This is a genomic window from Bordetella flabilis (assembly GCF_001676725.1).
GTDB lineage: Bacteria > Pseudomonadota > Gammaproteobacteria > Burkholderiales > Burkholderiaceae_B > Bordetella_C > Bordetella_C flabilis.
Window position 1 is genome coordinate 3,674,610 of the sequence record NZ_CP016172.1, and the last position, 23,939, is coordinate 3,698,548.

18 protein-coding genes and 1 pseudogene are annotated in these 23,939 nt (G+C 68.4%); 12 read left to right on the plus strand and 7 right to left on the minus strand.

The genetic code is table 11. The annotated features are described in order from the left end of the window. Positions 1-7: 7 nt before the first annotated feature. Positions 8-544, plus strand: coding sequence for a MarR family winged helix-turn-helix transcriptional regulator (locus tag BAU07_RS16125; protein ID WP_084025820.1), 537 nt, complete (start codon positions 8-10; stop codon positions 542-544). An 18-nt stretch (positions 545-562) separates the two neighbouring features. On the opposite strand, the gene BAU07_RS16130 is transcribed toward BAU07_RS16125, so the two are convergent. Continuing rightward, on the minus strand, positions 563-865 hold the full coding sequence (locus BAU07_RS16130) for a carboxymuconolactone decarboxylase family protein (RefSeq protein ID WP_066659539.1): 303 nt from the start codon (positions 863-865) through the stop codon (positions 563-565). 87 nt (positions 866-952) lie between these two features. On the opposite strand from BAU07_RS16130, the gene BAU07_RS16135 reads away from it, so the two are divergent. Then, positions 953-1,927 (plus strand): helix-turn-helix transcriptional regulator, encoded by a 975-nt coding sequence (locus BAU07_RS16135; RefSeq protein WP_066659541.1) that lies wholly within the window; start codon positions 953-955, stop codon positions 1,925-1,927. Between the two features lie 156 nt (positions 1,928-2,083). Continuing rightward, complete coding sequence (gene yghU / locus BAU07_RS16140; RefSeq protein ID WP_066659542.1) at positions 2,084-2,959, plus strand: glutathione-dependent disulfide-bond oxidoreductase; 876 nt, start codon at positions 2,084-2,086, stop codon at positions 2,957-2,959. A 587-nt stretch (positions 2,960-3,546) separates the two neighbouring features. Here yghU and BAU07_RS16145 read toward each other — a convergent pair. Beyond that, a complete protein-coding gene (locus tag BAU07_RS16145; protein WP_084025821.1) occupies positions 3,547-5,838 on the minus strand; it encodes a xanthine dehydrogenase family protein molybdopterin-binding subunit in 2,292 nt (763 codons plus the stop codon). A gap of 349 nt (positions 5,839-6,187) precedes the next feature. On the opposite strand from BAU07_RS16145, the gene BAU07_RS16150 reads away from it, so the two are divergent. The 7 genes and pseudogenes from BAU07_RS16150 (at position 6,188) to BAU07_RS16180 (ending at position 16,257) form a co-directional block, all read left to right on the plus strand. Further along, positions 6,188-7,333, plus strand: a complete 1,146-nt coding sequence (locus BAU07_RS16150; RefSeq protein ID WP_066659543.1) for an FAD-dependent monooxygenase — start codon at positions 6,188-6,190, stop codon at positions 7,331-7,333. 15 nt (positions 7,334-7,348) lie between these two features. Beyond that, a complete protein-coding gene (locus BAU07_RS16155) occupies positions 7,349-7,831 on the plus strand; it encodes a (2Fe-2S)-binding protein (protein WP_066659548.1) in 483 nt (160 codons plus the stop codon). 7 nt (positions 7,832-7,838) lie between these two features. After that, positions 7,839-11,171, plus strand: a pseudogene (locus BAU07_RS16160) (c-type cytochrome); the annotation flags it as partial. A 320-nt stretch (positions 11,172-11,491) separates the two neighbouring features. Continuing rightward, the gene (locus BAU07_RS16165; protein WP_066665487.1) at positions 11,492-12,643 is read left to right on the plus strand and encodes an ABC transporter substrate-binding protein; all 1,152 of its coding nucleotides are present in this window, start codon (positions 11,492-11,494) and stop codon (positions 12,641-12,643) included. A 96-nt stretch (positions 12,644-12,739) separates the two neighbouring features. Next, on the plus strand, positions 12,740-14,686 hold the full coding sequence (locus BAU07_RS16170; RefSeq protein WP_066659550.1) for an ABC transporter permease: 1,947 nt from the start codon (positions 12,740-12,742) through the stop codon (positions 14,684-14,686). Then, positions 14,683-15,453, plus strand: a complete 771-nt coding sequence (locus BAU07_RS16175; protein WP_066659551.1) for an ABC transporter ATP-binding protein — start codon at positions 14,683-14,685, stop codon at positions 15,451-15,453. Before BAU07_RS16170 ends, BAU07_RS16175 begins: the two co-directional genes overlap by 4 nt. Positions 15,454-15,477: 24 nt before the next feature. After that, the gene (locus tag BAU07_RS16180; RefSeq protein WP_066659552.1) at positions 15,478-16,257 is read left to right on the plus strand and encodes an ABC transporter ATP-binding protein; all 780 of its coding nucleotides are present in this window, start codon (positions 15,478-15,480) and stop codon (positions 16,255-16,257) included. A 90-nt stretch (positions 16,258-16,347) separates the two neighbouring features. Here the strand turns inward: BAU07_RS16180 and fahA are convergent, their stop codons facing one another. From fahA to BAU07_RS16200, 4 genes are all read right to left on the minus strand, one after another. Continuing rightward, positions 16,348-17,679, minus strand: a complete 1,332-nt coding sequence (fahA, locus tag BAU07_RS16185) for a fumarylacetoacetase (RefSeq protein WP_066659553.1) — start codon at positions 17,677-17,679, stop codon at positions 16,348-16,350. A 12-nt stretch (positions 17,680-17,691) separates the two neighbouring features. After that, positions 17,692-18,696, minus strand: a complete 1,005-nt coding sequence (locus BAU07_RS16190; RefSeq protein WP_198168808.1) for a Bug family tripartite tricarboxylate transporter substrate binding protein — start codon at positions 18,694-18,696, stop codon at positions 17,692-17,694. Between the two features lie 79 nt (positions 18,697-18,775). After that, on the minus strand, positions 18,776-20,020 hold the full coding sequence (locus BAU07_RS16195; RefSeq protein WP_066659554.1) for a CaiB/BaiF CoA transferase family protein: 1,245 nt from the start codon (positions 20,018-20,020) through the stop codon (positions 18,776-18,778). Position 20,021: 1 nt separating this feature from the next. Beyond that, positions 20,022-20,798 (minus strand): enoyl-CoA hydratase/isomerase family protein, encoded by a 777-nt coding sequence (locus BAU07_RS16200; RefSeq protein WP_066659556.1) that lies wholly within the window; start codon positions 20,796-20,798, stop codon positions 20,022-20,024. A gap of 261 nt (positions 20,799-21,059) precedes the next feature. Between BAU07_RS16200 and BAU07_RS16205 the strand changes: the two genes are divergently transcribed. Beyond that, the gene (locus BAU07_RS16205) at positions 21,060-21,731 is read left to right on the plus strand and encodes a TetR/AcrR family transcriptional regulator (RefSeq protein ID WP_066659558.1); all 672 of its coding nucleotides are present in this window, start codon (positions 21,060-21,062) and stop codon (positions 21,729-21,731) included. A 76-nt stretch (positions 21,732-21,807) separates the two neighbouring features. Here the strand turns inward: BAU07_RS16205 and BAU07_RS16210 are convergent, their stop codons facing one another. Next, the gene (locus BAU07_RS16210; protein WP_066659560.1) at positions 21,808-22,728 is read right to left on the minus strand and encodes a LysR family transcriptional regulator; all 921 of its coding nucleotides are present in this window, start codon (positions 22,726-22,728) and stop codon (positions 21,808-21,810) included. Positions 22,729-22,826: 98 nt separating this feature from the next. On the opposite strand from BAU07_RS16210, the gene BAU07_RS16215 reads away from it, so the two are divergent. Next, positions 22,827-23,924: a mandelate racemase/muconate lactonizing enzyme family protein gene (locus BAU07_RS16215; protein WP_066659562.1), complete on the plus strand. Its 1,098-nt coding sequence runs from the start codon at positions 22,827-22,829 to the stop codon at positions 23,922-23,924. Positions 23,925-23,939 lie beyond the last annotated feature (15 nt).

A 23,939-nucleotide genomic window follows, 5' to 3' on the forward strand; every position in this document is an offset into this window, starting at 1 on the left:
CCCCATCATGCCGACATCCCGCCCATCGTCCCGACGCAAAACGGCCTCCGCCGCGGCAACGAAGGTCAGCAAGGTGAACGAGCACGCCTATGCCTTCGTCGACCAGGTGGGCCATCTGCTGCGCAAGGCCTACCAGCGGCATGCCGCGTTGTTCCAGCAGACCATTCCGGACTCCCAGTTGACCGCCGCGCAGTTCGTGACGCTGTGCGCCGTCGACGAACGCGGCGGCTGTTCCATGAGCGAGATCGTCAAGGCAACGGCCATCGACCAGGCCACCATACGCGGCATCGTGGACCGCCTGAAGGCGCGCGGGCTGCTTGCCGTTACGCACGACGACACGGACAGGCGCAAGGTCGTGGTGCGCCTGTCCGAATCGGGCGGCATCCTGCTGGACCGCACCATCCCCTACGCGCACAGAATCACCGAGATGACGCTTGCCGAGCTGAATGCCGCCGAACGCGTGGCGATCGTTTACCTGCTGCGCAAGATGAGCGACGGTCCGGGCCCGGGAGAAAACGCGCCCAAGCCGCTGCCGGACCGCTGATGCGGCCGCGCGCACGTCCTATTTGAATACGTGCGTCGCGTGGGTGATCGCGCCCCCGGCGCGTATCGCGGCGGCGACCAGGGCGGATTCCGCAAGCTCTTCATCGGTCGCACCGGCGTCGCGCGCCGCCTTGGCGTGTAGCTCCAGGCAGTAGGGACATTGGGTCGTCAGGGCGACGGCCACCGCGATCAACTGCTTCTGGCGTGCGGTCAACGCGCCTTCGGCGAAGGTCGCCCTGTCAAAGGCCCAGAAGCCTTTCATCGCTTCGGGTGCGAATTCGTCCAGTTGCTTGAGGTTGCCCAGGTTCTTCATGTCGTACATCTTTTTGCTCCATTTTTGGCGTGCGGTACAGGTATGGTAGGCTCGCGCCTGTTCGACATGGTCCTTATTCGGTGCTGAATCGTCCAAATGCCTGGAAGCAACCATTCCGGGCTTGCCATGCTGGATCACCTGCTCGCGGCGCTGGACGTCGGGGTCGCACACTTCACGACGTGTGACGTCAGGGCAGGTTGGGCGGTGGAGTTCGACGCCTGCGAAGCGGCAAGCCTGCACTATTGCCTGACCGGCGGCGGCGTCCTGGCCGTGCCGGGTATTCCCCCCATTCGGCTGGCGCCGCACACGTTTGTACTTCTGGCACCCGGCACGCCGTATCGGATCGGCAGCGCCAGGCCCTCCCCCGGACAGCGCCAGCGTCGTCCCAGGCTGCGCTGCAGCCCGTCGCTGGAGTCGGTACCGACGGTCGCGGTGGGCCACGGAAGACAAGGCATTTCCACGATATGCGGGGAGGTCAGCGCGGGCGTGGCAGCGGGCTCGCGGTCCTTCCCCTTTCTGGGCGAGCCCCTGGTGGCAAGGTTTGTTGCCGGCGACGGCCTGGAGGACCCGCTGGTCAAGCTGCTGGCGGAGTCGCTATCCCCACGGGTCGGGACCCGCGCATTGAGCGAGGCGCTGTTGAAGCAGTGCCTGGTCCTGGCATTGCGGCGATGCATGGAACAAGGCGAGAGCAAGTTCTCCTGGCTCGCAGGACTTGCCGACGCGCGGCTTTCCGGCGCGCTGCGGGTCATTTTCGAGCGGCCCAATGCCCCCCTGACGGTGGAAAGCCTGGCCGGGGTCGCGTGCATGAGCCGCTCGGCGTTTGCAGCGGCGTTCGTGCGCGCCTTCGGGATATCGCCAATGAGCCTGGTCAATGTCGTGCGGCTGCGGCGCGCCGGCGAACAACTGGCGACGACGGCCCTGCCGGTATCCCAGGTTGCGCAGCAAGCCGGTTTTGCCAGCAGGAGCCACTTTTCGCAGGCGTTCACCAGACTCCATGGCGTGGACCCCAGCCGCTTCCGCCGCGAGTCGGTGGGCGGGCCCGCGGTCCTGGCGCCCAGGAAGCCGCGCTGACTGCGTGGATATGCCGCCGACCGCGGGAGGCGCCGTGCATAATGAAACGCACGATGTAACCATGCCGTGCACACGCATGACGTGTATCGCGCAATGCGTGCCGCGCGATGTGTACCGCATGATGCCCTTCTACCAAGTTGCGCAAGGAGCGTAGGCATGAGCAACCCTTCCGAATACGTACCACCCAAGGTGTGGACCTGGGGTCAACCCAACGGGGGCCACTTCGCCAGCACGAACCGGCCGGTATCGGGGCCCACGCACGACAAGCCGCTGCCCGTGGGCCGCCATCCCTTGCAGCTGTATTCGCTGGCCACGCCGAATGGCGTGAAGGTGACGGTGATGCTGGAAGAGCTGCTGGCCATGGGACACAAGGGCGCGGAGTACGATGCCTGGCCGATCCGGATCGGCGAAGGCGATCAGTTCGGCAGCGGTTTCGTGGCGTTGAATCCGAATTCCAAGATCCCGGCGTTGCTCGATCGCAGCGGCCCCAAGCCGATCCGGGTGTTCGAATCCGGCTCGATACTTCTCTACCTGGCCGAGAAGTTCGGCGCCTTTCTGCCGACCGAGCCCGCGGCGCGCGCGGAGTGCCTGTCGTGGCTGTTCTGGCAGATGGGAAGCGCCCCTTACCTGGGCGGCGGGTTCGGCCATTTCTACGTCTACGCGCCGACGAAGATCCAGTACGCGATCGACCGTTTCGCGATGGAGGTAAAGCGTCAGCTGGACGTGCTGGACAAGCAGCTTGCCGCCAACGAATACGTGGCTGGCAGCGAGTACACCATCGCCGACATCGCGATCTGGCCTTGGTATGGCGTGCTCGCGCAGGGTCGCATCTACGACGCCGGCGAGTTCCTGTCGGTGCAGGACTACAAGCACGTACAACGCTGGGCCGCCGCGATCGCAGCACGCCCGCCGGTACAGCGCGGGCGCATGGTCAATCGCCTCAACGGCGACCCCGCCAGCCAGTTGCACGAACGGCATGACGCCAGCGACTTCGATACCCGGACGCAGGACAAGCTGGCCAACGGAAGGTAGGGTTCGCTGGTGTGGGCTTCGCGATTGACGACAGTGTGCGGCTTCGATGCGAACTGGCTGATGGAAGATCTCGCAGTGCCCGCAAGTCGCGGCCCACGGGGTCCGCGACTTCGCTTACGCGGCGCGGCACGGTGACCATGGAGGCCGCGCGAAGCACGAATCTGGATGCGGCGGCCCGCCCACGAATCGCCCCACGACCAGCACCCGCCGCACGCCCCAGCATGTATGCCGAAGCGCGGGCCCCGCGGGCCGCGCTTCGGCGGGCGCGCTCAACTCTTCCACCCACAAAGGCTGCGCAACGCAGCGGCAAGAACCCCGCCGGTCGCAGCTGCCGTCAATTCAAGACGCCGCAGTCCGGCGGGGTAGTCGCCTGCCGGGGTCGGCACGTAGAGACCGAACGAGCTGGCGCGAAGGGACGCGTGCCGCACAGGTCTGTACAAAAACGACAGCGCACAGCGGCCGCGGGACGAGCGTGCGAAGTGGTGTCCGGCGCCCGCGCGCCGGACCGGTCGACCGTGCCGGCTCCGGCAGGCGACTACCCCGCCGGACGGCCCAAGAACACCACCCACCAAGCACCCAGACAACCCCTACGAACAAGCAGCCACCCTCCCCCCCCGTATCGTCGCCGGCGTGAAGGGCGGCGACGTGTAGCGCACCCCCGTGGCATCGAACAGGGCATTCGCGATCGCCGCCGCCCCCGGCACGGAGGCGGATTCTCCGGCGCCCAACGGCGGTTCGTCCTGGCGTGGCATCAACAGCACGTCGATGGCCGGTACTTCATCGAAGCGGAGGATGGGATAAGCACCCCACTCGCGGCTCGCCACGCCGCGTTCGTCGAACGCCACCTCTTCCTTCAGCGTGCGGCTCACCGTCTGGATCACGTTCCCGTGCAACTGGTGCCGCACCCCCGCGGGATTCACCACCATGCCCGCGTCCTGGCCAACGACCACGCGTGTCACGCGCACAGCGCCCGTCACGGTGTCCACCTCCACTTCGGCAACCCATGCCGCCCACGCCGCCCCGAACCCGGGAAACCGGCTATGGACGTAACGCGCGTACGCGATGCCTTGTCCGTAGCATAGACGTCCGTCCGCGCTGGTGCGGCAGCGCGCGCCGCGACGCGATACCCAGCCGGCGCGCTGCGCCAGTGCTTGCAGCAGGTCTCGCGCGCGGCTGTCCGGCAAGTGCCGGAGCCGGAAAGCCAAGGGGTCTTCGCCGGCCAACTCCGCCAATTCATCGATATAGCATTCGTGCGCGAAGGCGTTGGGCAAGGCAGAAACGCCGCGCAACCAGGCGGCGCGCACGATGGCCGGGACATCGTCGCAGGCCACGCGCACATTGGGATACGCGTAGGGCGGCACGGCGGTGCGATCGCCCATCTCCAGCTGCCGCGGGCCATTGCCCAGCTTGCCTGTCAGCAGCAGGGCCAGCGTCGGGGCATCGTTGGATGGATAGCGCGTCAGGAACTCGCAGGCCGCCAGGGCGCCGTCCGCGTCCAGGCCGCCCCTTACCTCCACCAACTGCGCGGCGCCCTTCGGCTCCCATGCATGTTCCTGATCGCGCGCCAGCTGCACGCGCACCGGCCGTCCCACGGCGCGCGACAGCAGGGCCGCATCGGCGCCCACGTCGTCGGCGCCATTGCGGCCGTAGCATCCCGCGGCCTCGTGGCGCAGCACGCGCACGCGGCCTTCGTCCAGGTCGACCAGGCGCGCCAGGTCCAGGCGGTGCATATGCGGATTCTGCGTGCCAGACCATACGGTCAGCCCGTCATCGCGAAAATCCGCCACGGCACAGGATGGTCCGATGGACGCATGCATCTGGTAGGGCCACACGTAGGTCCGGCGCAAGGGCCGCGCGCACATCGCCAGCGCCGCGTCCACATCGCCGGCCTGGCTCAGGGGCCGCCGTGTGCCCGGTATGGCGCGCAGGGCCGCGGCCAGTCCCGCGCCATTGCGCAAGTCCGGCAGCAAGGGTGGCTCGTCCCAGGCCAGCCGCAGCAGGCGCGCGGCGCGTTCGGCAATCTCCTCGCGCTCGGCGACCACGCCGACGAAGTCGCCGATGGCTACGGTAGCGACATAACCGGGCAGGGCGGCGGCGGCGCGATCGTCCACGGCGCGCAGCGACGTGCCGACGAATGCGCCGCAATCGCGCCCGGCATAAGGCGGGCGCACGACCCGGCCATGCAGCATGCCTTGCACGCGCACATCGTGGACATAGACCGCCGTGCCGGTCGCCTTCGCGGGAATGTCCACGCGCGGCACATCGCGGCCGACGATCCGGTAGGCGTGCGGGGGTTTGCAGGCCACCTGTTCATCCAGCAGCAGTTCCACATGGGCGTCCCTGACCAGATCGGCATAGTGGATGCGCGGCACGCCATTGTGCAGGACGGCGCCGTCCCGTACGGATAATTCCGCTGCATCGAGTCCCAGCCGGTGCGCTGCGTGCGACACCAGGAAAGCGCGTGCCTGGGCAGCCGCCTGGCGCAGCGGCGTTGCCGTGATCTGGATCGTGGTGCTGGCGATGGTGGGTCCCTGGTTGGGCGCGGCGTCGGTGTGCCCGAGGATCATGCATACCCGGTCCACGGCGACGTCCAGTTCTTCCGCGACGATTTGCGCCAGGGCGGTGCGAACCCCCGTGCCCAGATCGACATGGCCGTTCAGCGCCAGGACACGGCCATCGTCCAGGACGGCGATGAATACGTCGGGCCAGGATGCAACGTAGTCGGACGCGGCTCCCGGCTGGCCGGGTGCCGGCCGGGGAGCGGCGCGGGGCGGCCGGGTCACCAGAAGCGAACCTGCGCGGTGCAACAGCTCACGCGCCGTCATCGCGCCGCACTCGTGATCCGCGGCGGCGCCGAGGCCCGTTGGCTGGATGGTCATGGTGTCAGCTTCGCTCTGCCGGGAAAAAGGGGCGATGGGCGCATACGGGTCACAGGAATCGGACCTCGCCTGGCACCCTCGCCACGAGAATCCGGCGCATTCAAAATTATGGTGTACACACTGCAAATGGTCGGCCGCCCTCGGCGCGCGCGTCCGGCCGGCATCCTGCCTGCATATCATTGCATCAATGGGGCACTCCATTCACTAGGGTTTACCCACCCGCCGCCTTGCGGGTAAATCCCCATCCCCTGCGGTCAACGCGGGATTTACGCCCAAAAATACAATGTGTACACTCAATATCATCACATGAACATGCGCGTGCCCGCATGCGCCCGCAGGGAGAAAGCAATTGCCTGGGAACGGAAAGATCGCCATCGTGGGCGCGGGTCTCGGCGGCACGGCCGCCGCGGTACTGCTGCAAAAGGCAGGCTTCGACGTCGACCTGTACGAGCAGGCGCCCGCCTTCTCGCGACTGGGCGCCGGGATACACCTGGGCCCCAATGTCATGAAGATCATGCGCCGCATGGGGATCGAGGAAGCCTTGAACGCAATCGGCAGCCATCCGGACTTCTGGCACAGCAAGGACTGGCGCACCGCCGAGCTGCTGTCGGCCATTCCGCTGGGCGATTACGCGGCGCGGCGCTACGGCGCCACGTATCTCACGGTGCATCGCGGCGATTTCCATGCCTTGATGACCGCCGCCGTCGCGCCCGGCACACTGCACTTCGGCAAGCGGCTGTCCGACGTCGCCGATGACGGCGACCAGGTTCGCCTGAGCTTTGCCGATGGCAGCACCGCGCAGGCCGATATCGTCATTGGCGCCGACGGCGTCAATTCCCGCATACGCGAAAAACTCCTGGGTCCGGAGCCCCCAAAGTACACGGGCTATGTCGCGCATCGCGCGGTCTTCCCGGCCGAGCGGCTCAACGGCGTTCGTCACGACCCGTGCGTGAAGTGGTGGTCCGAAGACCGCCACATGATGGTCTACTACGTCACCAGCGACCGCAGGGAAATCTATTACGTCACCGGCGTGCCGCAGGAGGAATGGGACATGAGCAAGGCCTGGGTGCCGAGCAGCCAGGAAGAAATGCGCGAGGCCTTCGCCGGCTACCACGGCGACGTGCAGAACCTCATCGACGGCGGGCGCGAAGTCACCAAGTGGCCGCTCCTGGAGCGCGACCCCCTTCCCCTGTGGAGCCGGGGGCGCCTGGTCATGCTGGGCGACGCGTGCCACCCGATGAAGCCCCATATGGCGCAGGGCGCCGCCGTGGCCATCGAGGACGCGGCGATGCTGGCCCGCTGCCTGCTCGAAGTGGGCACCACGGACTTTCCCGCCGTCTTTGCCCTGTACGAGGCGAACCGCGCGGCGCGCGCGGCGGAAATCCAGCGGGTTTCGCACAACAACACCTGGCTGCGCACCAACGAAGACCCGGACTGGGTCTTCGGCTATGACGTGTTCCACGTGCCCCTGGTCCAGGCGGCCAGGGCCGCCTGACCGGCGCACGCCATCATGCCCGCGCCCGCCCGGCTGCAGTTGTCCGTCAACGGCGCGGTATGGGACGTCGCCGCGGACGCCGACACGCCCCTGCTCTACGTGCTGCGCAACGACCTGGGACTGAATGGCCCCAAGTTCGGCTGCGGCCTGGGCGAATGCGGGGCCTGCACGGTGCTGCTAGACGACCGGCCGCTGCGGTCCTGCATCCTGCCGGTCGCCGGCGCGGCGGGCCGCCAGGTGACGACGCTCGAGGGATTGGCGTCAGGCGGACAGTTGCATCCCGTGCAGCAAGCCTTCATCGACGAGCAGGCCGCGCAATGCGGCTACTGCCTGAACGGCATGATCATGATGGCCAAGGCGCTGCTGGATCGCAATCCGGCGCCCAGCGAAGCGGAGATACGCCAGGAGCTGAAGTACAACCTGTGCCGTTGCGGGACACACATCGAGATCCTGCGCGCGGTGGCGCTGGCCGCGGCGCGCATGCGCGGGCAGGAATAGAGGCGGCATGGATTCGATCGACCCGTCCGCGCCCTCACGAGGCATCGAAGCCCCCGGCCACGGTGCAGCGCGGTCGGGCCCTGTGGCGATGCCGGGTACGCTGCGGCACGGGCGGGTGGTGCGACCGGTTTGCGGCGCTTCCGCTTGCGCAGATTTGCGCGCCAGGGGATGGGCCGCCTCGCCGCCCGCCGGGGACAGCGGTGCCGGGGCATGGGCGCAAGGGCTCGCGCGCGCGGCCGCGCGCGGCGACGGCGCGGATGACGTCGTGGCGGTCGCCGTGCGTGGCCGCTTCGTCGGCGTGGTGGCCGTCACGGAATCGGCCGCCGCCCACGCGGCGGATCGCCTGCGTGCGCAATGGGCGGCGCAGCATACAGTGCACGATGCGGCGGACGATGAGGGCAATGGCGGCAAGCCATCGGCTCCACGCGTCCTGGCCCGCAGTGGCGATGTAGCCAGCCCCTCCGGCGCCAGCCTGGCGCGCAGCTATCGCTGGCCGACCGGCCAGCGCGCGGCAGGCGTATCGGACGGGCGCGCCGAGCAACGGCCGGCCGCCCATGCGGCCGCGCAACTGCGGGACGGCCAGGTCGACGTATGGGTGGGTGGCATGAACGACGCCGACGCCGTACGCTGCCATGCGGAAATCGCCGTGCTGCTGGGTGTGCCCGGGGACGCCGTCCGGATTCACCGTGGTGGCGAAGGGGACGCCGTACCCATTCACCGACGTGGCGAGGAAGACGCGGGCCCGCGCGACAGCACGGCGGCGCGCGATGCGGCGGCGGACGCCGCCCTGCTGGCGCAGGCCACGGGGCAAGCCGTGCGGGTCACCTTGATGACCGCCGACCTCTACATGCCCTTCGCGCAGGATTGCGTGGTCAGCGTCGAGGGCAAGCTGGCCGCGCTCGATGGCTTGAGCGCCTGCACCGTGGCGGCCAGCGCGCCCTGGGCGCATCGGCCCGCGCAGGCGCTGATGCTGACCGGCATGGCGGCAAGCATCGACCCCGACCATTGGGCCGGCGATACCGCGTGCCGCGACGTTGCCGACATGGGGGACGCCACGGCGGTGCCCCCCTACTCCTTCGGCAACCTGTACGCCACGCGCGACACGCCTGCCCGCGTCGCCACCGCGCCGGAAGCGGTCCTGTGCCACGTCTTCGCCCACGAGTCCTATATGGATGAGGTGGCGCGGTCTGTCGGCATCGATCCCGTCGTCTTGAGGCTGCGCCATTTGCAGGCCGACCCGCGCGGCGCGGCGCTGGTGCTGTCCGTCGCGGAGCGGGCGCAATGGCGGCCGCGACACGCGCCGTTGGACGGCCGCGCAGGCGATGCCCCTGCACCCTCTCCCAAGGGCGGGACAGCCGCCAAGGATGGCCGGACGGTCCCTGGTGACGACAAGTTGCGCGGGCGGGGCTTCGCCTACGCGCGCGTGCCGGACGCCGCCACGGAGGCCGCCCCGGGCGCCGCCCTGGACAGCGACGCCTGCGCAGCGTGGTCGGCGTGGGTCGCCGACATCGAGGTCGACCCCGCCAACGGCCAGGTCGCCGTCACGCGGCTGGTTGTCGGCCAGGACATCGGCGCCATGCAGCAGGCCCCCATACCGCCCGCCGGCCGCGCCGATATCATCGCCGCGACACACGCCCTGCTGGGCGAGCGTCCCGCGATCGACGGCGCGGGTGCGCGTTCGTCGCCCGCCCAGGGCGGCGGGCAACTGGCCGCGCGGGCGACGCCCATCGTCGACCTGGTGCCACGACCGGCCGCGCTGTCCGCGACATGGCCGCTGTCGACCGCGTCGGCCTCCCTGGCGGGCACTACCTCCGCGCCTGCGTTGCTGGTCGCGGGCCCGGCCCTGACCCTGCCGGCCGCCGCCGCCCTGGCCAACGCCATACACGATGCGACCGGCATACGGTTGCGCGAGCCGCCGTTCAGCGCCGAGCGCGTGCATGCCGCGCTGCAGGAACGCGCGCGTCGCGCCATGCGCCGCACGCGGGCCTGGTGGCTGGGCGCCGTCGCCGCGCTGGCGGCGTCCGCCGGCGTGGTCGCCACCATCCTGCCCTGGCGGGCGCCGATCGCGCCGGTCGATCCGCCCGATCCGACGCTGTATTCCCAGGCGACCCTGGCGCGGGGCCGGCTGGTCGCCGCCGCAGGCAACTGCGTCGTCTGCCACACCGCGCAGGACGGTACCCCCAATGCGGGCGGCCGCGCCATGGAAACGCCCTTCGGCGCCGTCTACAGCACCAACATCACACCCGATACGCGTACCGGCATCGGGCAGTGGTCGTATGCGGCCTTCGAACGCGCCATGCGGCAAGGCATCAGCCGCGACGGCCATCACCTTTATCCTGTCTTTCCCTATACCTCGTTCACCAGGCTGAGCGATGCCGACATGCAGGCGCTGTACGCCTACCTGATGGCGCAGCCTCCCGTGGCGTCCGCCGTACCCCCGACGCGCTTGCGCTTTCCCTACGCGCGTCCGCTGATGGCGGCATGGAATGCCTGGTTCCTGGATGCCGGCAGCTATCGTCCCGACCCCACGCAATCGACGGTGTGGAACCGCGGCGCGTATCTGGTGCAGGGAGCGGGCCATTGCGGCGCCTGCCACACGCCGCGCAACGCGGCCGGGGCAGAAAAGAAAGGCGCCGCCTTCCTGTCCGGCGGCATGGTGGATGGCTGGGAAGCACCGGCGCTGAATGCGCAGTCCAAGGCGCCCGTCCCCTGGACCGAGGAAGCGTTGTACACCTACCTGCGGACCGGCTTCTCGGCTGCCCATGGCGTCGCCGCCGGGCCGATGGCTCCCGTCGTGCGGCAGCTCGCGCTGCTGCCACCGGAGGACGTGCGCGCGATGGCGGTCTATCTGGCTTCGCTGAACCCGAAAACAGGCGCGGCGGCCACGGCAGCCACTGCCCCGGCGGCGGCAACGACAGTAGCGGCAACAGCAACGGCAACAGCCGCAGCGGCGACGACAGCTACGGCAAGCGTCGCCGCAACCGCGACGCGGACCGCAGAGGCCCGCGACAGCATGACCGGCATACTGACCGGCGCCGGCGCGCAGATCTATCAAGGCGCTTGCGCGGCCTGCCACGACCAGGGGGCGGGGCCGCAATGGTTCGGCGTCAAGCCGGCCCTGCCCTTGAACACCAGCGTCCACAGCGCCTCGCCCGACAACCTGATCCAGGTAATCCTGAATGGCGTGCCGCGGCCCGCCTCGCCGGAACTGGGATATATGCCGGCGTACAAGGACGTCCTTGGCGACGCCCAGGTGGCCGAACTCCTGCACTATCTGCGCGCCGCCTATGCCCCCGACCAGCCCGCATGGCAAGATGTGCAAGGCCGCGTGGCGCGTCTGCGCGCCACGCCGTACCACTACGCGCATGCCGTCCGGGAAGATGCTGGAGGTAACACCGGTGCAAGCGCCGACGGCGGGCATTAGACCCCCGCGCGCAAAGCATCATATGCTTCGGTTTCATTGCGGCACACGGCGCCGACGCGCGCCGCGCAACGCCGCCCAGGCATCAAGGACGGCCCGCTCTTTACGTTGGTTCCTTATATTGTCGGCTACCGCATCAAGGGGAAATCATGAACACACTACCATCGACTTTTCGGCTGGCCGGACCGGGCGCCCTGGCGCGCGGCGTCGCGTTTGCCGGCGCCCTGCTGGCCCTGGCCATGTCGGGCGGCGCCGCCGCGCAAGGCACGATCAAGATCGGTGAAATCAACAGCTACAAGGCACAGCCGGCTTTCCTGGAACCGTACCGCCACGGCATGGAATTGGCGGTGGAGCAGGTCAACGCCGCGGGCGGCATCGGCGGCAAGAAGCTGGAACTGGTCACGCGCGACGACAACGCCAACCCGGGCGACGCGGTGCGGGCCGCCGAGGAGTTGCTGACGCGCGAACGCGTCGATGTGCTGATGGGATCCTTCCTGTCCAACATCGGCCTGGCGCTGACGGATTTCGCGCGCCAGCGCAAGGTGTTTTTCCTGGCCAGCGAGCCGCTGACCGACAAGATCGTCTGGCAGAACGGCAATCGCTACACCTTCCGCCTGCGGGTCTCCACCTACATGCAGACCGCCATGCTGGTGCCGGAAGCCGTCAAGCTGAAGAAGAAGCGCTGGGCCATCGTCTACCCCAACTACGAATACGGCCAATCGGCCGTCGCCACCTTCAAGGAGTTGCTCAAGAAGGCGCAGCCAGACGTGGAGTTCGTCAACGAGCAGGCCGTGCCCCTGGGCAAGGTCGATGCGGGCAGCGTCGTGCAGGCGCTGGCCGACGCCAAGCCCGATGCCATCTTCAACGTGCTGTTTGCGGCCGACGTGGCGAAGTTCGTGCGCGAAGGCAGTACCCGAGGCCTGTTCGAGAAAACGCCGGTCGTCAGCCTGCTGACGGGCGAACCGGAATACCTGGATCCGCTCAAGGAAGATACGCCGTCGGGGTGGATCGTCACCGGCTATCCCTGGTCGACAATCCAGACGCCTGAACACACCGCATTCCTGAAGGCCTACCAGGCCCGCTTCAAGGACTACCCGCGCTTGGGCTCCATCATCGGCTACAGCTCGGTCATGTCCATGGCAGCGGGACTCAAGAAAGCCGGCGGTCCGGATACCGAGAAACTGATCAGCGCGTTCGAAGGCCTGAAGGTCGATACGCCCTTCGGTCCCATCCAGTATCGCGCCATCGATCACCAGTCGACCATGGGCGCCTACGTCGGCAAGCTCGGGCAGAAAGACGGCAAGGGCGTCATGATCGACTACCAGTACATGGACGGCGCCGGTTTCCTGCCCCCGGACGAGGAAGTCCGGAAGCTGCGCCCCGCCAACTGACCTCCGCAGCCATTGCAGGGGCCTCCCTTCGGACGCCCTTGCCCCTGCACACTTTCCCCGCGGCGCACGCTGGTCTCCCGGCCGGGATGTACTCGTATGACTATCAACGCTTTGCTTGTCCAGTTGCTCAACGGCCTGGCGGAAGCTTCCACCTTGTTCCTGGTGGCGTCCGGCCTGTCGCTGATCTTCGGCGTCACACGCATCGTCAACTTCGCGCATGGCTCGCTTTATATGGTGGGCCTGTATGTCGCGTACAGCCTGGCCGAGCGCTGGGGCGGCACGGCACCGGGCTTCTGGGGCAGCGTGCTGGCCGCGGCCATGGTCATCGGCGCGCTGGGCGCACTGATCGAGATCCTGCTGCTGCGGCGCATCTATCGCGCGCCCGAGCTTTTCCAGTTGCTGGCGACGTTCGCCCTGGTGCTGGTGATCAACGACGCCGCGCTGGCCATCTGGGGCGCGGAAGACCTGCTGGGACGGCGCGCGCCCGGGCTGGGCGGTTCGATTCCCATCCTGGGGCGGCAGTTCCCGGCCTATAGCCTGGTACTGATCGCCGTCGGCCCCGTGGTGCTGGGGCTGCTCTGGCTGTTGCTGACCCGCACGCGCTGGGGCACCCTGGTACGCGCCGCCACCCAGGACCGCGAGATGCTCGGCGCGCTGGGCGTGAACCAGGCGTGGCTGTTCACCGCCGTATTCGCCCTGGGCGCCATGCTGGCCGGACTGGGCGGCGCCATACAATTGCCGCGCGAACCGGCCAGCCTGGGCCTGGACCTGCGGACCATAGGCGATGCCTTCGTCGTGGTGGTGGTCGGCGGCATGGGCTCGATTCCGGGCGCCTATATCGCGGCGTTGCTCATTGCCGAGATCAAGGCGCTGTGCATCGCCATCGGCACCGTCAACATCGCCGGCCTCGAGATCTCGCTGTCGCAGTTGACCCTGGTGGTCGAATTCCTGGTCATGGCGGTGGTGCTGGTGTTCCGCCCGTGGGGCTTGCTGGGCCGCGCCTCCGCGGCCTCGCGCAGCGCCGCCCCGATCGAGGCACCGCTGCGGCCGGCAACGCGGCTGTATCGCGTGGCGGCCGGCATCGTGCTGGCGCTGCTGGCCCTGATGCCGCTGGCGGCCGGGCAGTTCCCCTACGCGACCATCCTGACGGTCGATATCCTGACCGCCGTGCTCTTCGCCGTCAGCCTGCACTTCATCATGGGACCGGCCGGCATGCACTCCTTCGGCCATGCCGCGTATTTCGGGCTGGGCGCGTATGGCGCCGCCATCCTGCTCAAGACCCTGGCCTTGCCCATGGAAGCGGCGCTCGCCTTCGCGCCGCTGGCGGCCGGCCTGGGCGCACTGGTCTTCGGCTGGTTCTGCGTGCGCCTGTCCGGCGTATACCTGGCCATGCTGACGCTCGCCTTTTCCCAGATCGTGTGGTCCGTGGTGTTCCAGTGGGATGGGTTCACCGGCGGCTCCAACGGCATCACGGGCTTGTGGCCCTCGCCCTGGCTGTCCGCCGGGTACGCCTACTACTATCTGACCCTGGTGCTGACCGCGCTCGGCGTGCTGCTGCTGCGGCGGGTGTTGTTCTCGCCTTTCGGCTATGCCATGCGCGCGGGCCGCGACTCGCCGCTGCGCGGCGACGCCATCGGCATCGACGTACGCCGCGTGCAATGGATGGCCTTCGTGGTTGCGGGCCTGTTCGCGGGCCTGGCCGGCGCGCTGTACGCCTTCTCCAAAGGGAGCATCGCGCCGGACGTCATGGCCGTCGGCAAATCCGTGGACGGACTGGTCATGGTGCTGCTGGGCGGCATACAGACGCTGGCGGGGCCCATCGTGGGCGCGGCGACATTCACCTGGCTGCAGGACAATGTCATGCGCGCGACCGAATACTGGCGCGCGCTGCTCGGCGGCGTCATCCTCCTGCTGGTCCTGGCGTTTCCGCAAGGCATCGCCGGCTTCGCCAGGCAGCTCGCCGACCGCCGTCGCGGCGCGAACGGCGGCAGCCCCGGCACGGCCACGCTGCCCGCCTCCGGTACCGTGGAGAAAGGAATATGAGCCTGCTACAGGTACGCAATCTCAGCAAGCGCTTCGGTGGCGTCGCCGCGGTCGACGGCATCGACTTCGACCTGGCCGCCGGCGAACTCCTGGCGCTGATCGGTCCCAATGGGGCGGGCAAGTCGACCACCTTCAACATGGTAGGCGGCCAGCTTGCGCCCACCACCGGCTCGGTCACGCTCGACGGACGGGAACTGACCGGCCTGCGGCCGCGCGACATCTGGCGGCTGGGCGTAGGCCGCACCTTCCAGATCGCCGCCACCTTCGCGTCGCTGACGGTGATCGAGAACGTCCAGATGGCCTTGCTGTCCCACCACCGGCGAATCTTCACGCTCTGGACGCCCGCGGCGGCCCAGTACCGCTCGCAGGCGCTGGCGTTGCTGGAACAGGTTGGCATGGCGGACCAGGCCGACCGTCCATGCAGCGAGCTGGCCTATGGCGACGTCAAGCGCGTCGAACTGGCCATGGGCCTGGCCAACGATCCCAAGCTGCTGCTGATGGACGAACCCACCGCCGGCATGGCGCCGCGTGAACGCAACGCGCTGATGGCGCTGACCAAGCAACTGGTGGTCGAACGCAAGCTGGCCGTGCTCTTCACCGAGCACAGCATGGATGTGGTCTTCGCCTATGCCGACCGCATGATCGTCCTGGCGCGCGGCCGGCTGATCGCCGAAGGCAGCGCCGAGGACATCCGCGCCCACCCCAAGGTGCGCGAGGTGTACTTCGGCTCCGGCAGCACATTCGAAAAGCGCCCGGCCGCGGCCTAGCGCATGGGGGAAAGGAACGCCACGATGAACGAAGGGAAGATCCAAGCCGAGAGACCGGGCGCCGGTCCGGCGACGGGCGCCGAGACGCTGCTGCGCGTGCGCGACCTCAATGGCTGGTACGGCGCGGCCCACATCCTGTTCGACGTCGGCCTGGAAGTCCGGCGCGGCGAAGTCGTCGCCCTGATGGGCCGCAACGGCGCGGGCAAGTCCACGACCATCAAGGCCGTCATGGGCATGCTGGAGCGCCGCAGCGGGCATGTCGAGTTCATGGGCCAGGACATCTCGCACAAGCAGCCCTTCCAGGTCGCGCGCCTTGGCCTGGGTTTCGTGCCGGAAGACCGGCGCGTCTTCGCCGACCTGACCGTCGTTGAAAACCTCGAGGTCGGGCGGCAACCGCAGCGCCTATGGCCGGATGGCACGCCAGCCCCCCGGTGGACGCCGGCGCAGCTCTATACCCTTTTCCCCAACCTGGGCGAGATGCGGGACCGCCCCGCGGGCCGCATGAGCGGCGGCGAGCAGCAGATGCTGACCGTCGCGCGCACCCTGATGGGCAACCCCTACCTGGTGCTGCTGGACGAACCCTCCGAAGGCGTCGCGCCGCTCATCGTGGAACAGATGGCGCAGATGATCCTGGCGCTGAAGGAACAAGGCGCGAGCATCCTGCTGTCCGAACAGAACGTGCATTTCGCTGAACTGGTTTCCGACCGGGCATATGTGCTGGAAAAAGGGCAGATCCGCTATTCCGGCACGATGGAGGAGCTGGCCGCCAATGAAGAAGTGCGGCGCGCCTACCTGACCGTCTAGGCCGGTCGGCCCGGCAGCCATGGTTGCCACGACCGGCGTGCCTGGCGCGATCCACGCGCGGCGGGGGCCGCCGCAGCCCTGCGCCGCCGCTCAGGTAGCGGCCTCCGCCACGACCGTTCCCGCGCAGACGCCGAAGCCGATCGATACCGCCCCTGGCGCCGCGCAGACCGCGCGCAGCTCGACCGTATCGCCGTCTTCCAGGTAGCCCCGCTGTTCGCCGCCGGACAGGGCCAGCGGCGTCTGCCCGTCCCGGGTGCGCTCCAGCAGGCAGCCGCTGTCCCGAACGTCCGGCCCGGACACCGTGCCGCTGGACAGCAGATCGCCGGGGCGCAGATTGCAGCCATTGCTCGTGTGATGCGCCAGCATCTGGGACAAGGTCCAGTACTGCGCCGAGAAAGCCGGCGAGCCTATCGCCTCGGGCGCCTGTCCCGCCTGTTTCATTGCGGCCGTGGCGATAGCGATGCGCAATTCCATGGCAAGGCCTCCCAGGGCCTCGTGCCGCGCCGACGTCAGGGCGCGCGGCGGCGGGGGTGCATCGGCTTCCCGCGGCGCCGGGGGTCGGCGAAACGGCGCCAGCGCCTGCACGGTGACCACCCAGGGCGAGATCGTCGTCAGAAAGCTCTTGGCCAGAAATGGCCCGAGCGGTTGCGCTTCCCAGCGCTGTATGTCCCGGGCAGACCAGTCGTTGACCAGGCACACGCCGAAAACGTGCTGTTCGGCGTCGTCCAGGTCCACCGGGTGCCCCAAGGCATTGCCGGCGCCGATGAAACAACCGACCTCCGCCTCGAAATCGAGCTTGCGCGTGGCCGCATAGCCCGTCCGGGCGCCGGATGCGATGTCTGCCAGGTCCATGCCCAATTGCCCGCGTGGCCGGACGCACGCATGCCCGCTTGCGACCACCGACGAGGCGCGCCCATGATAGGCCACCGGAAGCGTATGGAAGTTGTGTCCCAAGGTCGCGCCCGGCCGCATCGCCGCCATGGCGCGTCGCGCATGGTGTATGGAGGTGTAGAAGTCGGTGAAGTCGCCGATATGCGCCGGTAGCCGCATGCGGGCCCGCGATACAGGAACCAGGCAGCCGCGCGCCGCGTCCGCGCGGCGGCTCGAGGACAGCAGGAGCCCGAAGGCCGCGTGGCGCAGCGCGCCGCTGGCCGGAGGCCCAAGCGCCATCAGCGCGTTGAGCGTGGAGGCCCCGCAAGCCGCCGTGATGTCCTCTGGCAAGGCCAACAGCCCGCGCCGGCACGCTTGCGCCACGTCGAGCACGGCATCGCCGATCGCGATGCCGATGCGCGGGGCGTGGCCGTCGCCGGTTTCGAATACGCCCAGGGGCAGGTTCTGCAGCGGGAAATCGCTCCCCGCCACGTTGGCGGCGGCCACCCAGCTGCGCGCTGCCGGGTCATGGGTGTGGTCGAGCTCCGTCACGGCGGCCTCGCGTCAGTCCAGTTCGATGTTTCGTTCCGCTACGATCTTCTTCCAGCGTGCGCGGTCCTTGGCGATGATCTGGGCAAACTCGCCCGGCTTGTCGGCATAGGGCTCCGCGCCCAGGCCACGCACCTTCTCCGCCACATCGGGCATGGCCGCGATGCGGCGCAGGCGCTGCGCCACGTCCGCGACCACGGCCGGCGGTGTGCCGGCGCTGGCGAACATGCCCCACCACCCAGGAATCGAAAGATCGGCATAGCCCAGTTCGCCCAGGGATGGCAGGTCCGCGAACATCGGGCTGCGCCGGCTGTTGACCACGGCGAGCCCCACCACCTTGCCGGCGTCGACCAGGGGCTTGGCGGTGAAGGGATCCACGAACAAGGCGTTGACCTGGCCCGCCATCAGGTCGGCGATCGCGGGCGCGGAGCCCCGGTAGGGAACGTGCACCATCGGCGCGCCTATCGCCGCGGACAGGACCTCCCCGCTCAGGTGCGAACTGGTCCCGACACCGAAGGAGGCGTAGGTCACCTTGCCCGGATGCTGGCGCACATAGTCGACGAACTGCGCCATGGTCTTCGCGGGGAACCTGGGATTCACCACCAGCACGTTGGGCGCCTGCTCCACCATGGCGACGGGTTGGAAGTCCTGTTCCGCGTTGTACGGCAGGTTGCGATAGAGAGACTGAATCGTATGCGACGAGTTGTCGAACAGATAGGCGCAGCCGTCCGCCGGCTCGCGCAACAAGGCCTGGTAGGCGATTACAGACTTGGCCCCGGGACGATTCTCCACGATGACCGGAATCTTCAGCTCTTCACCGAGCTTGCCGCCGAACAGCCGGGCAGATACATCGGTGCCTCCGCCGGGCGCGTACGGCACGAAGAGCTTGATGGCGGCGCAACGCGGCGGCTGCGGCGACGCCTCCGTGCCCTGCGCCATACCGGGCTGGCACAGGCCCAGGGTGAGGGCCAGCGCGGCGGCGTAGTGCGTCATGGCGTATCGGTGCATGAACGCGTACATGGTTTGTCTCCTCTGATTATGCATATGCCGCCGAAGATCGGGCTTCGGGGCTGGCCATGGGTCTGCCCCCGGTGCACCGCTAGGCGGCCAGGGATGCATCGACGGTTGCCGGCACGGGACTGGACTGCAGCATGCCGCTCTCCATGACCTGGCGCGCATGCGCCGGATCCAGGCCGAGTCCGGCCAGGACCTCCGCATTGTGTTCGCCACGGAAAGCCGGCGGACGCGGCTCATGCTCCAGGTCGTCCTCCGAGAAACGCCAGGGATGGCCGTGCAGCCGATAGCTTCCGCCGCGCCGGTCCGGGACCGTGCGCACCGCGCCCCAATAGCGCCCCCATTCGCTGTCACACAGCTCGCGCGTACTGCGAACCTGGCCTATGGCGATCTTGGATTCATCGAGCTGCGCGTCCAGGGCGTCGATATCGCGGAAGGTAAGCATCCAGGTCTGGACGATGTCGTACAGCGCCTGGTAGTTCTGCCGGCGCAGCGCGGCCGTGGCGAAGCGGGGATCCCCCGCCAGGTCGGCCCGGCGCATGGCGCGCAGGTAATTGGGAAAGGTCAGGCTGCCGACCAGGCTCTGCGCCGCGACGAAGGTAATGCCGCCCGGTCCGGTGAAAAAGGGTCCGTCGGTGGCGCCCAGGATGCCGGGTTCCGCTCCCGTGTCCACATCGGCGATGTCCAGGTGCGCGCGTTCGTTGGCCGCCAGCAGCACGGCCGCCATCGCCACGTCGATATGCTGGCCGCGTCCCGTGGCCTCGCGCTTGCGCAGCGCCGCCAGCGCGGCGATCGTAGCCTGCAGTCCGGCATAGACGTCGGCATGCGACAGCGCATCGGTCTGCGGCCTGGCCAGGTTGTCGCCGAAGTGGCGCAGCGTGTTGTGGGTGAATCCGGCCTCGGCCTGCACCGTGGGCGCATAGGCCATCCGGGACGCCCAGGGACCGCCCTGCCCGTACCCCGTGATGGACACGTAGATCAGGCGCGGATTGCGGCGCGACAGCGACGCATAGTCAAGTCCGAAGAATTTGAGCGTACCCGCGCGGAAGTTCTCCACCACGATATCGGCGTCGTCGCACAGCCGTGCGACCACTTCCGGCGCACCCGGCACGTTCAGGTCGATGCTGACATTGCGCTTGCCGACGTTCTGCTGTGCGTAATACCCCGACATGCCGTCGGCGTAGGGGAACGACCCGCGCGACACATCCGGACGCGGCGGCTCGATCTTGATGACGTCCGCACCCAGGTCCGCCAGCGTCCTGCCGCACAACGGCCCCGCCAGCACGCGCGAAAAGTCCACGACCTTGATCCCTTCCAGCGGTCCCGGCATGTCATTCCCCCTCGAAGGCGGCCAGCCCGGGGCCATTGGCGCGGAACGAGCGCAGGCCTTCCTTCAGGTCCCTGGAGGCCCATATCGGCTTCTGAACGTCGAACATGGCGCGGTCCGCCGCATCCACGCCTTCGTTGGCCGCCACCAGCGCCAGGCGCTTGGTGGCCGCATGCGCCACCGTCGGGCCATTGGCCAGCTCCTGGGCGATGGACAGCGACGCGTCCTCCAGCTGTTCGTCCGGCACGACCAGATTGATCAAGCCCCAGCGCTCCAGGGTCGCGGCATCGTAGCGACGGCCGAGCATCGACATTTCCTTGGCGCGGGCCATGCCCATGCGCTGCACCTGCCGCTGGATGCCACCCATCAGCGGATGCAGGCCCAGCGCCACCTCCACCGATCCGATCTTGGCCGACTGGGCCGCCACGATGTAGTCGCACACCAGCGCCAGTTCCAGCCCGCCGCCGAGGCACACGCCATGAATGGCCGCCACGATCGGAATGGGAAGGTTCTCGAACGTACCCAGCACCTGCAGCGGATCGAGCCGCGCGCGGCCTTCCTTCTCAATACGTTCGTCGAACAGGTCGACGTCCGCGCCGGCCGAGAAATGGCGCAAGCCACTGCGCAGCAACACCGCGCGCTGGCCTTGCGCCACGGCGCCGTTCAGGCTGTCCATCAAGGCGGTGCTGAGCGTCGGTCCGGACAGGTTATAGGGGCGGTACATCATCGTCAGGATGGCGACATTCCCGCGCACCTCTTTGTGGATGATTTCTTCTTCCATTGCTTGTCTCCTTGAACCCGGGCGGCGGCACCGGCTCCTGCACGCAGGGCTTCGATGCCCCTGCCGTGTCCGTCCCGTATCGACCCTTGCCGCGACATCGCAGCCGAAGCGCCACCGTGTCGAAACTATGATAACACCGTTAACATAGACACCGTCAAGCGGAATTTCGAGCGATAAAATGCACATTCCGCACCTGCCGGGCGGCTTTCCCGACGGCCTGCCCTACACTGCTTCCATCCTTATCACCGCGCACAAGATCCCGTGAGCCACGCCGCCAACGCCCCGGACAGCAATGCCTACCACCATGGAGACCTGCGCGCCGCGCTGATCGCCGAAGGCCGGCGGGCGCTGGAGCACGAAGGTGCCCAGGACATCAGCCTGAGAAAGCTGGCGCGCGCCGTGGGCGTGTCCGAAGCGGCGCCGTCGCGCCACTTCGCCGGCAAGATGGACCTGCTGGCCACCATTGCCGCCAGCGGGTTCGACGATCTGTCGCGCCTGCGCCGCCAGGCCCTGCCCGATTGCGCAACGCCGCTGGCAAGGGCCTACAGCATGATGCGCATCTATGTGCGCTTCGCACAGCAGCACAAAGGCCTGTTCGACCTGATGATCGGCCCGCGCATCCTGCACAAGACCGAATACCCCGAACTGGCGCAGGCCATCAGCGCATCCTTCGAGCTGTTCGCCTCGGCCGTGCGCGACTACGCGCGCGAGCACGGCTGGAAGAAAAAGCAGATGGATCTGGTCACGCACGCGGCGTGGTCGGTGGAGCACGGGCTTGCGACGCTGATCATCGCCGACCGCGTCGACCACGACGACCGGCGTATCGATATCGACGCGATGATCCACTTCTCGATGACGCTGCTGCTGGCGGGAATCGCCGCCGGACCGCAAGGGTTGGCCGCGATCGAAGATGGATTGAAAGCGCGGGACTGACGGCCGCGCGTGGCGCCCGATGCCTTGTCTCGCGTTTGTTCGATGCCTTGACGTCAGCCTTCTCACGACCCGTGCGTCACCCTGCGCGCCGCAAGGTCCGACTTCCGAGGCAGGTCCGTGCCTGCTCCGCGAGTCCCGCCAGCAGCCGCTGCGCCGGCGTGCTCATCGCGCGGTCGCGCGGCCATACGGCCGCCAGAACAGGATCTTCCATCGCCAGCAGCCTTCGCGCGACCAGGCCCTGAGCCCGGGCGTAGTGCGCGCCCAGGCTTTCGACGATCGCTACACCCAGTCCCTGTGCGGCCAGCGCGCATGCCGTGGACGACTGGGCCACTTCCAGGGTCGGGCGGTAGGCCAGCCCGCGCGCCTCGACCGCCTGGCGCGTGGCGCGGCCCGCCGGCAAGGCCGTACCGAGCACGATGGGACCCGCCTCGACCACTGCTTCCAGGGTAAGGGTGCGCCGCTTCGCCCAAGGATGATCGGCGCGCAACACCGCATACAGGCTCAAGGGGGCTAGCCGCAGGCTGGAAACCCTGTCGATGTCCACGGGCGAACCCACGATGATGCCGAGGTCGATGCGGTGATCCACCGCCATCTCGATGATCTCCAGTGCCGTGCCGGCACGCACCGTCACACTGACCGACGGATGCACCTGACGCACGCCGGCGAGCGCGGCCGGCAGCAGGCTGGTCGCGGCGATCGCGACCGCGCCGACGGCCAGGCGCGCCAGCGCGCCCTGCCGGATATCCACGGCCAGTTTGTCCACGGCCTCGATACCCGCCAGCGCATTGATCACCTCAGGGATCAGCGCGCGTCCCTGGCTGGACAACTGCAGGCGGCGGTGCTCGCGACTGAACAAGGCAAAGCCCAGGCGTGTTTCCATATCCCGCAGCAGCGCGCTGGCGGCGGGCTGCGTCATGTTGATCGACGCCGACGCGGCCGTGACCGTGCCGTATCGATACATCGCACGCAGCAACAACAGCTCGCGCCGGCTGATCATACGGATTCAATATGGAAATAGACGATTCATCTATTTGACCATATGCAGGAAGCCGAACCAGAATACCTTCCGACCTCCCGCACCCCTGATCCACCTTCATGAGCGCCAACACCATCGCCTCGGTCGCCTGCATACCCATGCGCCTGCCCTTCCATCACTGGAGCCCGCCGCCCCTGTTCGCCGGGCGCCCGCGCGACAAGCTGGACAGCGCCCTGGTCAGGCTGGAAACGCGGGACGGCGCCGTGGCGTGGGGCGAGTCATACTGCGTCGAGCCGCGTGCGCTGGCCGCCGTATTCGAAACCCTGATCGCGCCCTTGGCCTGCGGCCGGCAGGCCGACGACGAGACGCTCATGCCGGGCCTGCAGCGCATGCTGCACAACCTCGGACGTTCCGGACCCGTGGTCCACGCCCTCGCCGGGCTCGACATCGCCCTGTGGGACCTGCGCGCCAAGCGCGCCGGCGTGCCGCTGTACGCGCTGCTGGGCGGCAAGCGGCGCAGCCGGGTCCGCGCCTATGCCTCGCTGCTGCAGTACTACGGCGATGCCGGGCGCCTGGAGGCGGTGACTGCCCGTGCACTGCGCGATGGCTATAACGAAATCAAGCTGCACGAACGCACCGCCGAAGCGCTGGCCTGCGTGCGCCGCGCCGCCGGACGCGGCGTACCCATCATGGTGGACACCAATTGCGCCTGGCTGCCCGGCGAAGCCAACGCGGCGATCGCGGCCATGGCGCCCCATGATCCCTGCTGGATCGAGGAACCGCTATGGCCACCGGAGGACCACCGCGCACTGGCGGCCTTGCAGCGCGATTGCAGGATACCGTTGGCCGTTGGAGAGAACGCCGGCAGTGCCGGCGAGCTGGAGCGGCTGGTCGACGAGGCCGCCGTGCGCTACGTCCAGCCCAGCGTCATCAAGCTGGGGCTGAGCGCGGCCTGGCGCATCTCGCAACGCTGCGCCGGGGGCCCGGTGGTCTGCGCGCCCCAGGTCGCGTTCTTCGGGCCAGGCTACCTGGCCAGCCTCCACCTGATCGCCGCGCAGGAAACCGAGGTGGCGCTGGAGCGGCTCTATGTCGAACTGGCGCATGTGCCGTATGCGGAGTTCGCCGCGGTCGAACGGGGCGGGGTCGACGTACCGGACAGGCCTGGACTGGGCGCGGATCCCGAGCCGGCATTGGCCCAGGGCCGCTACAGCGCATAGGGACGACCGCGCACC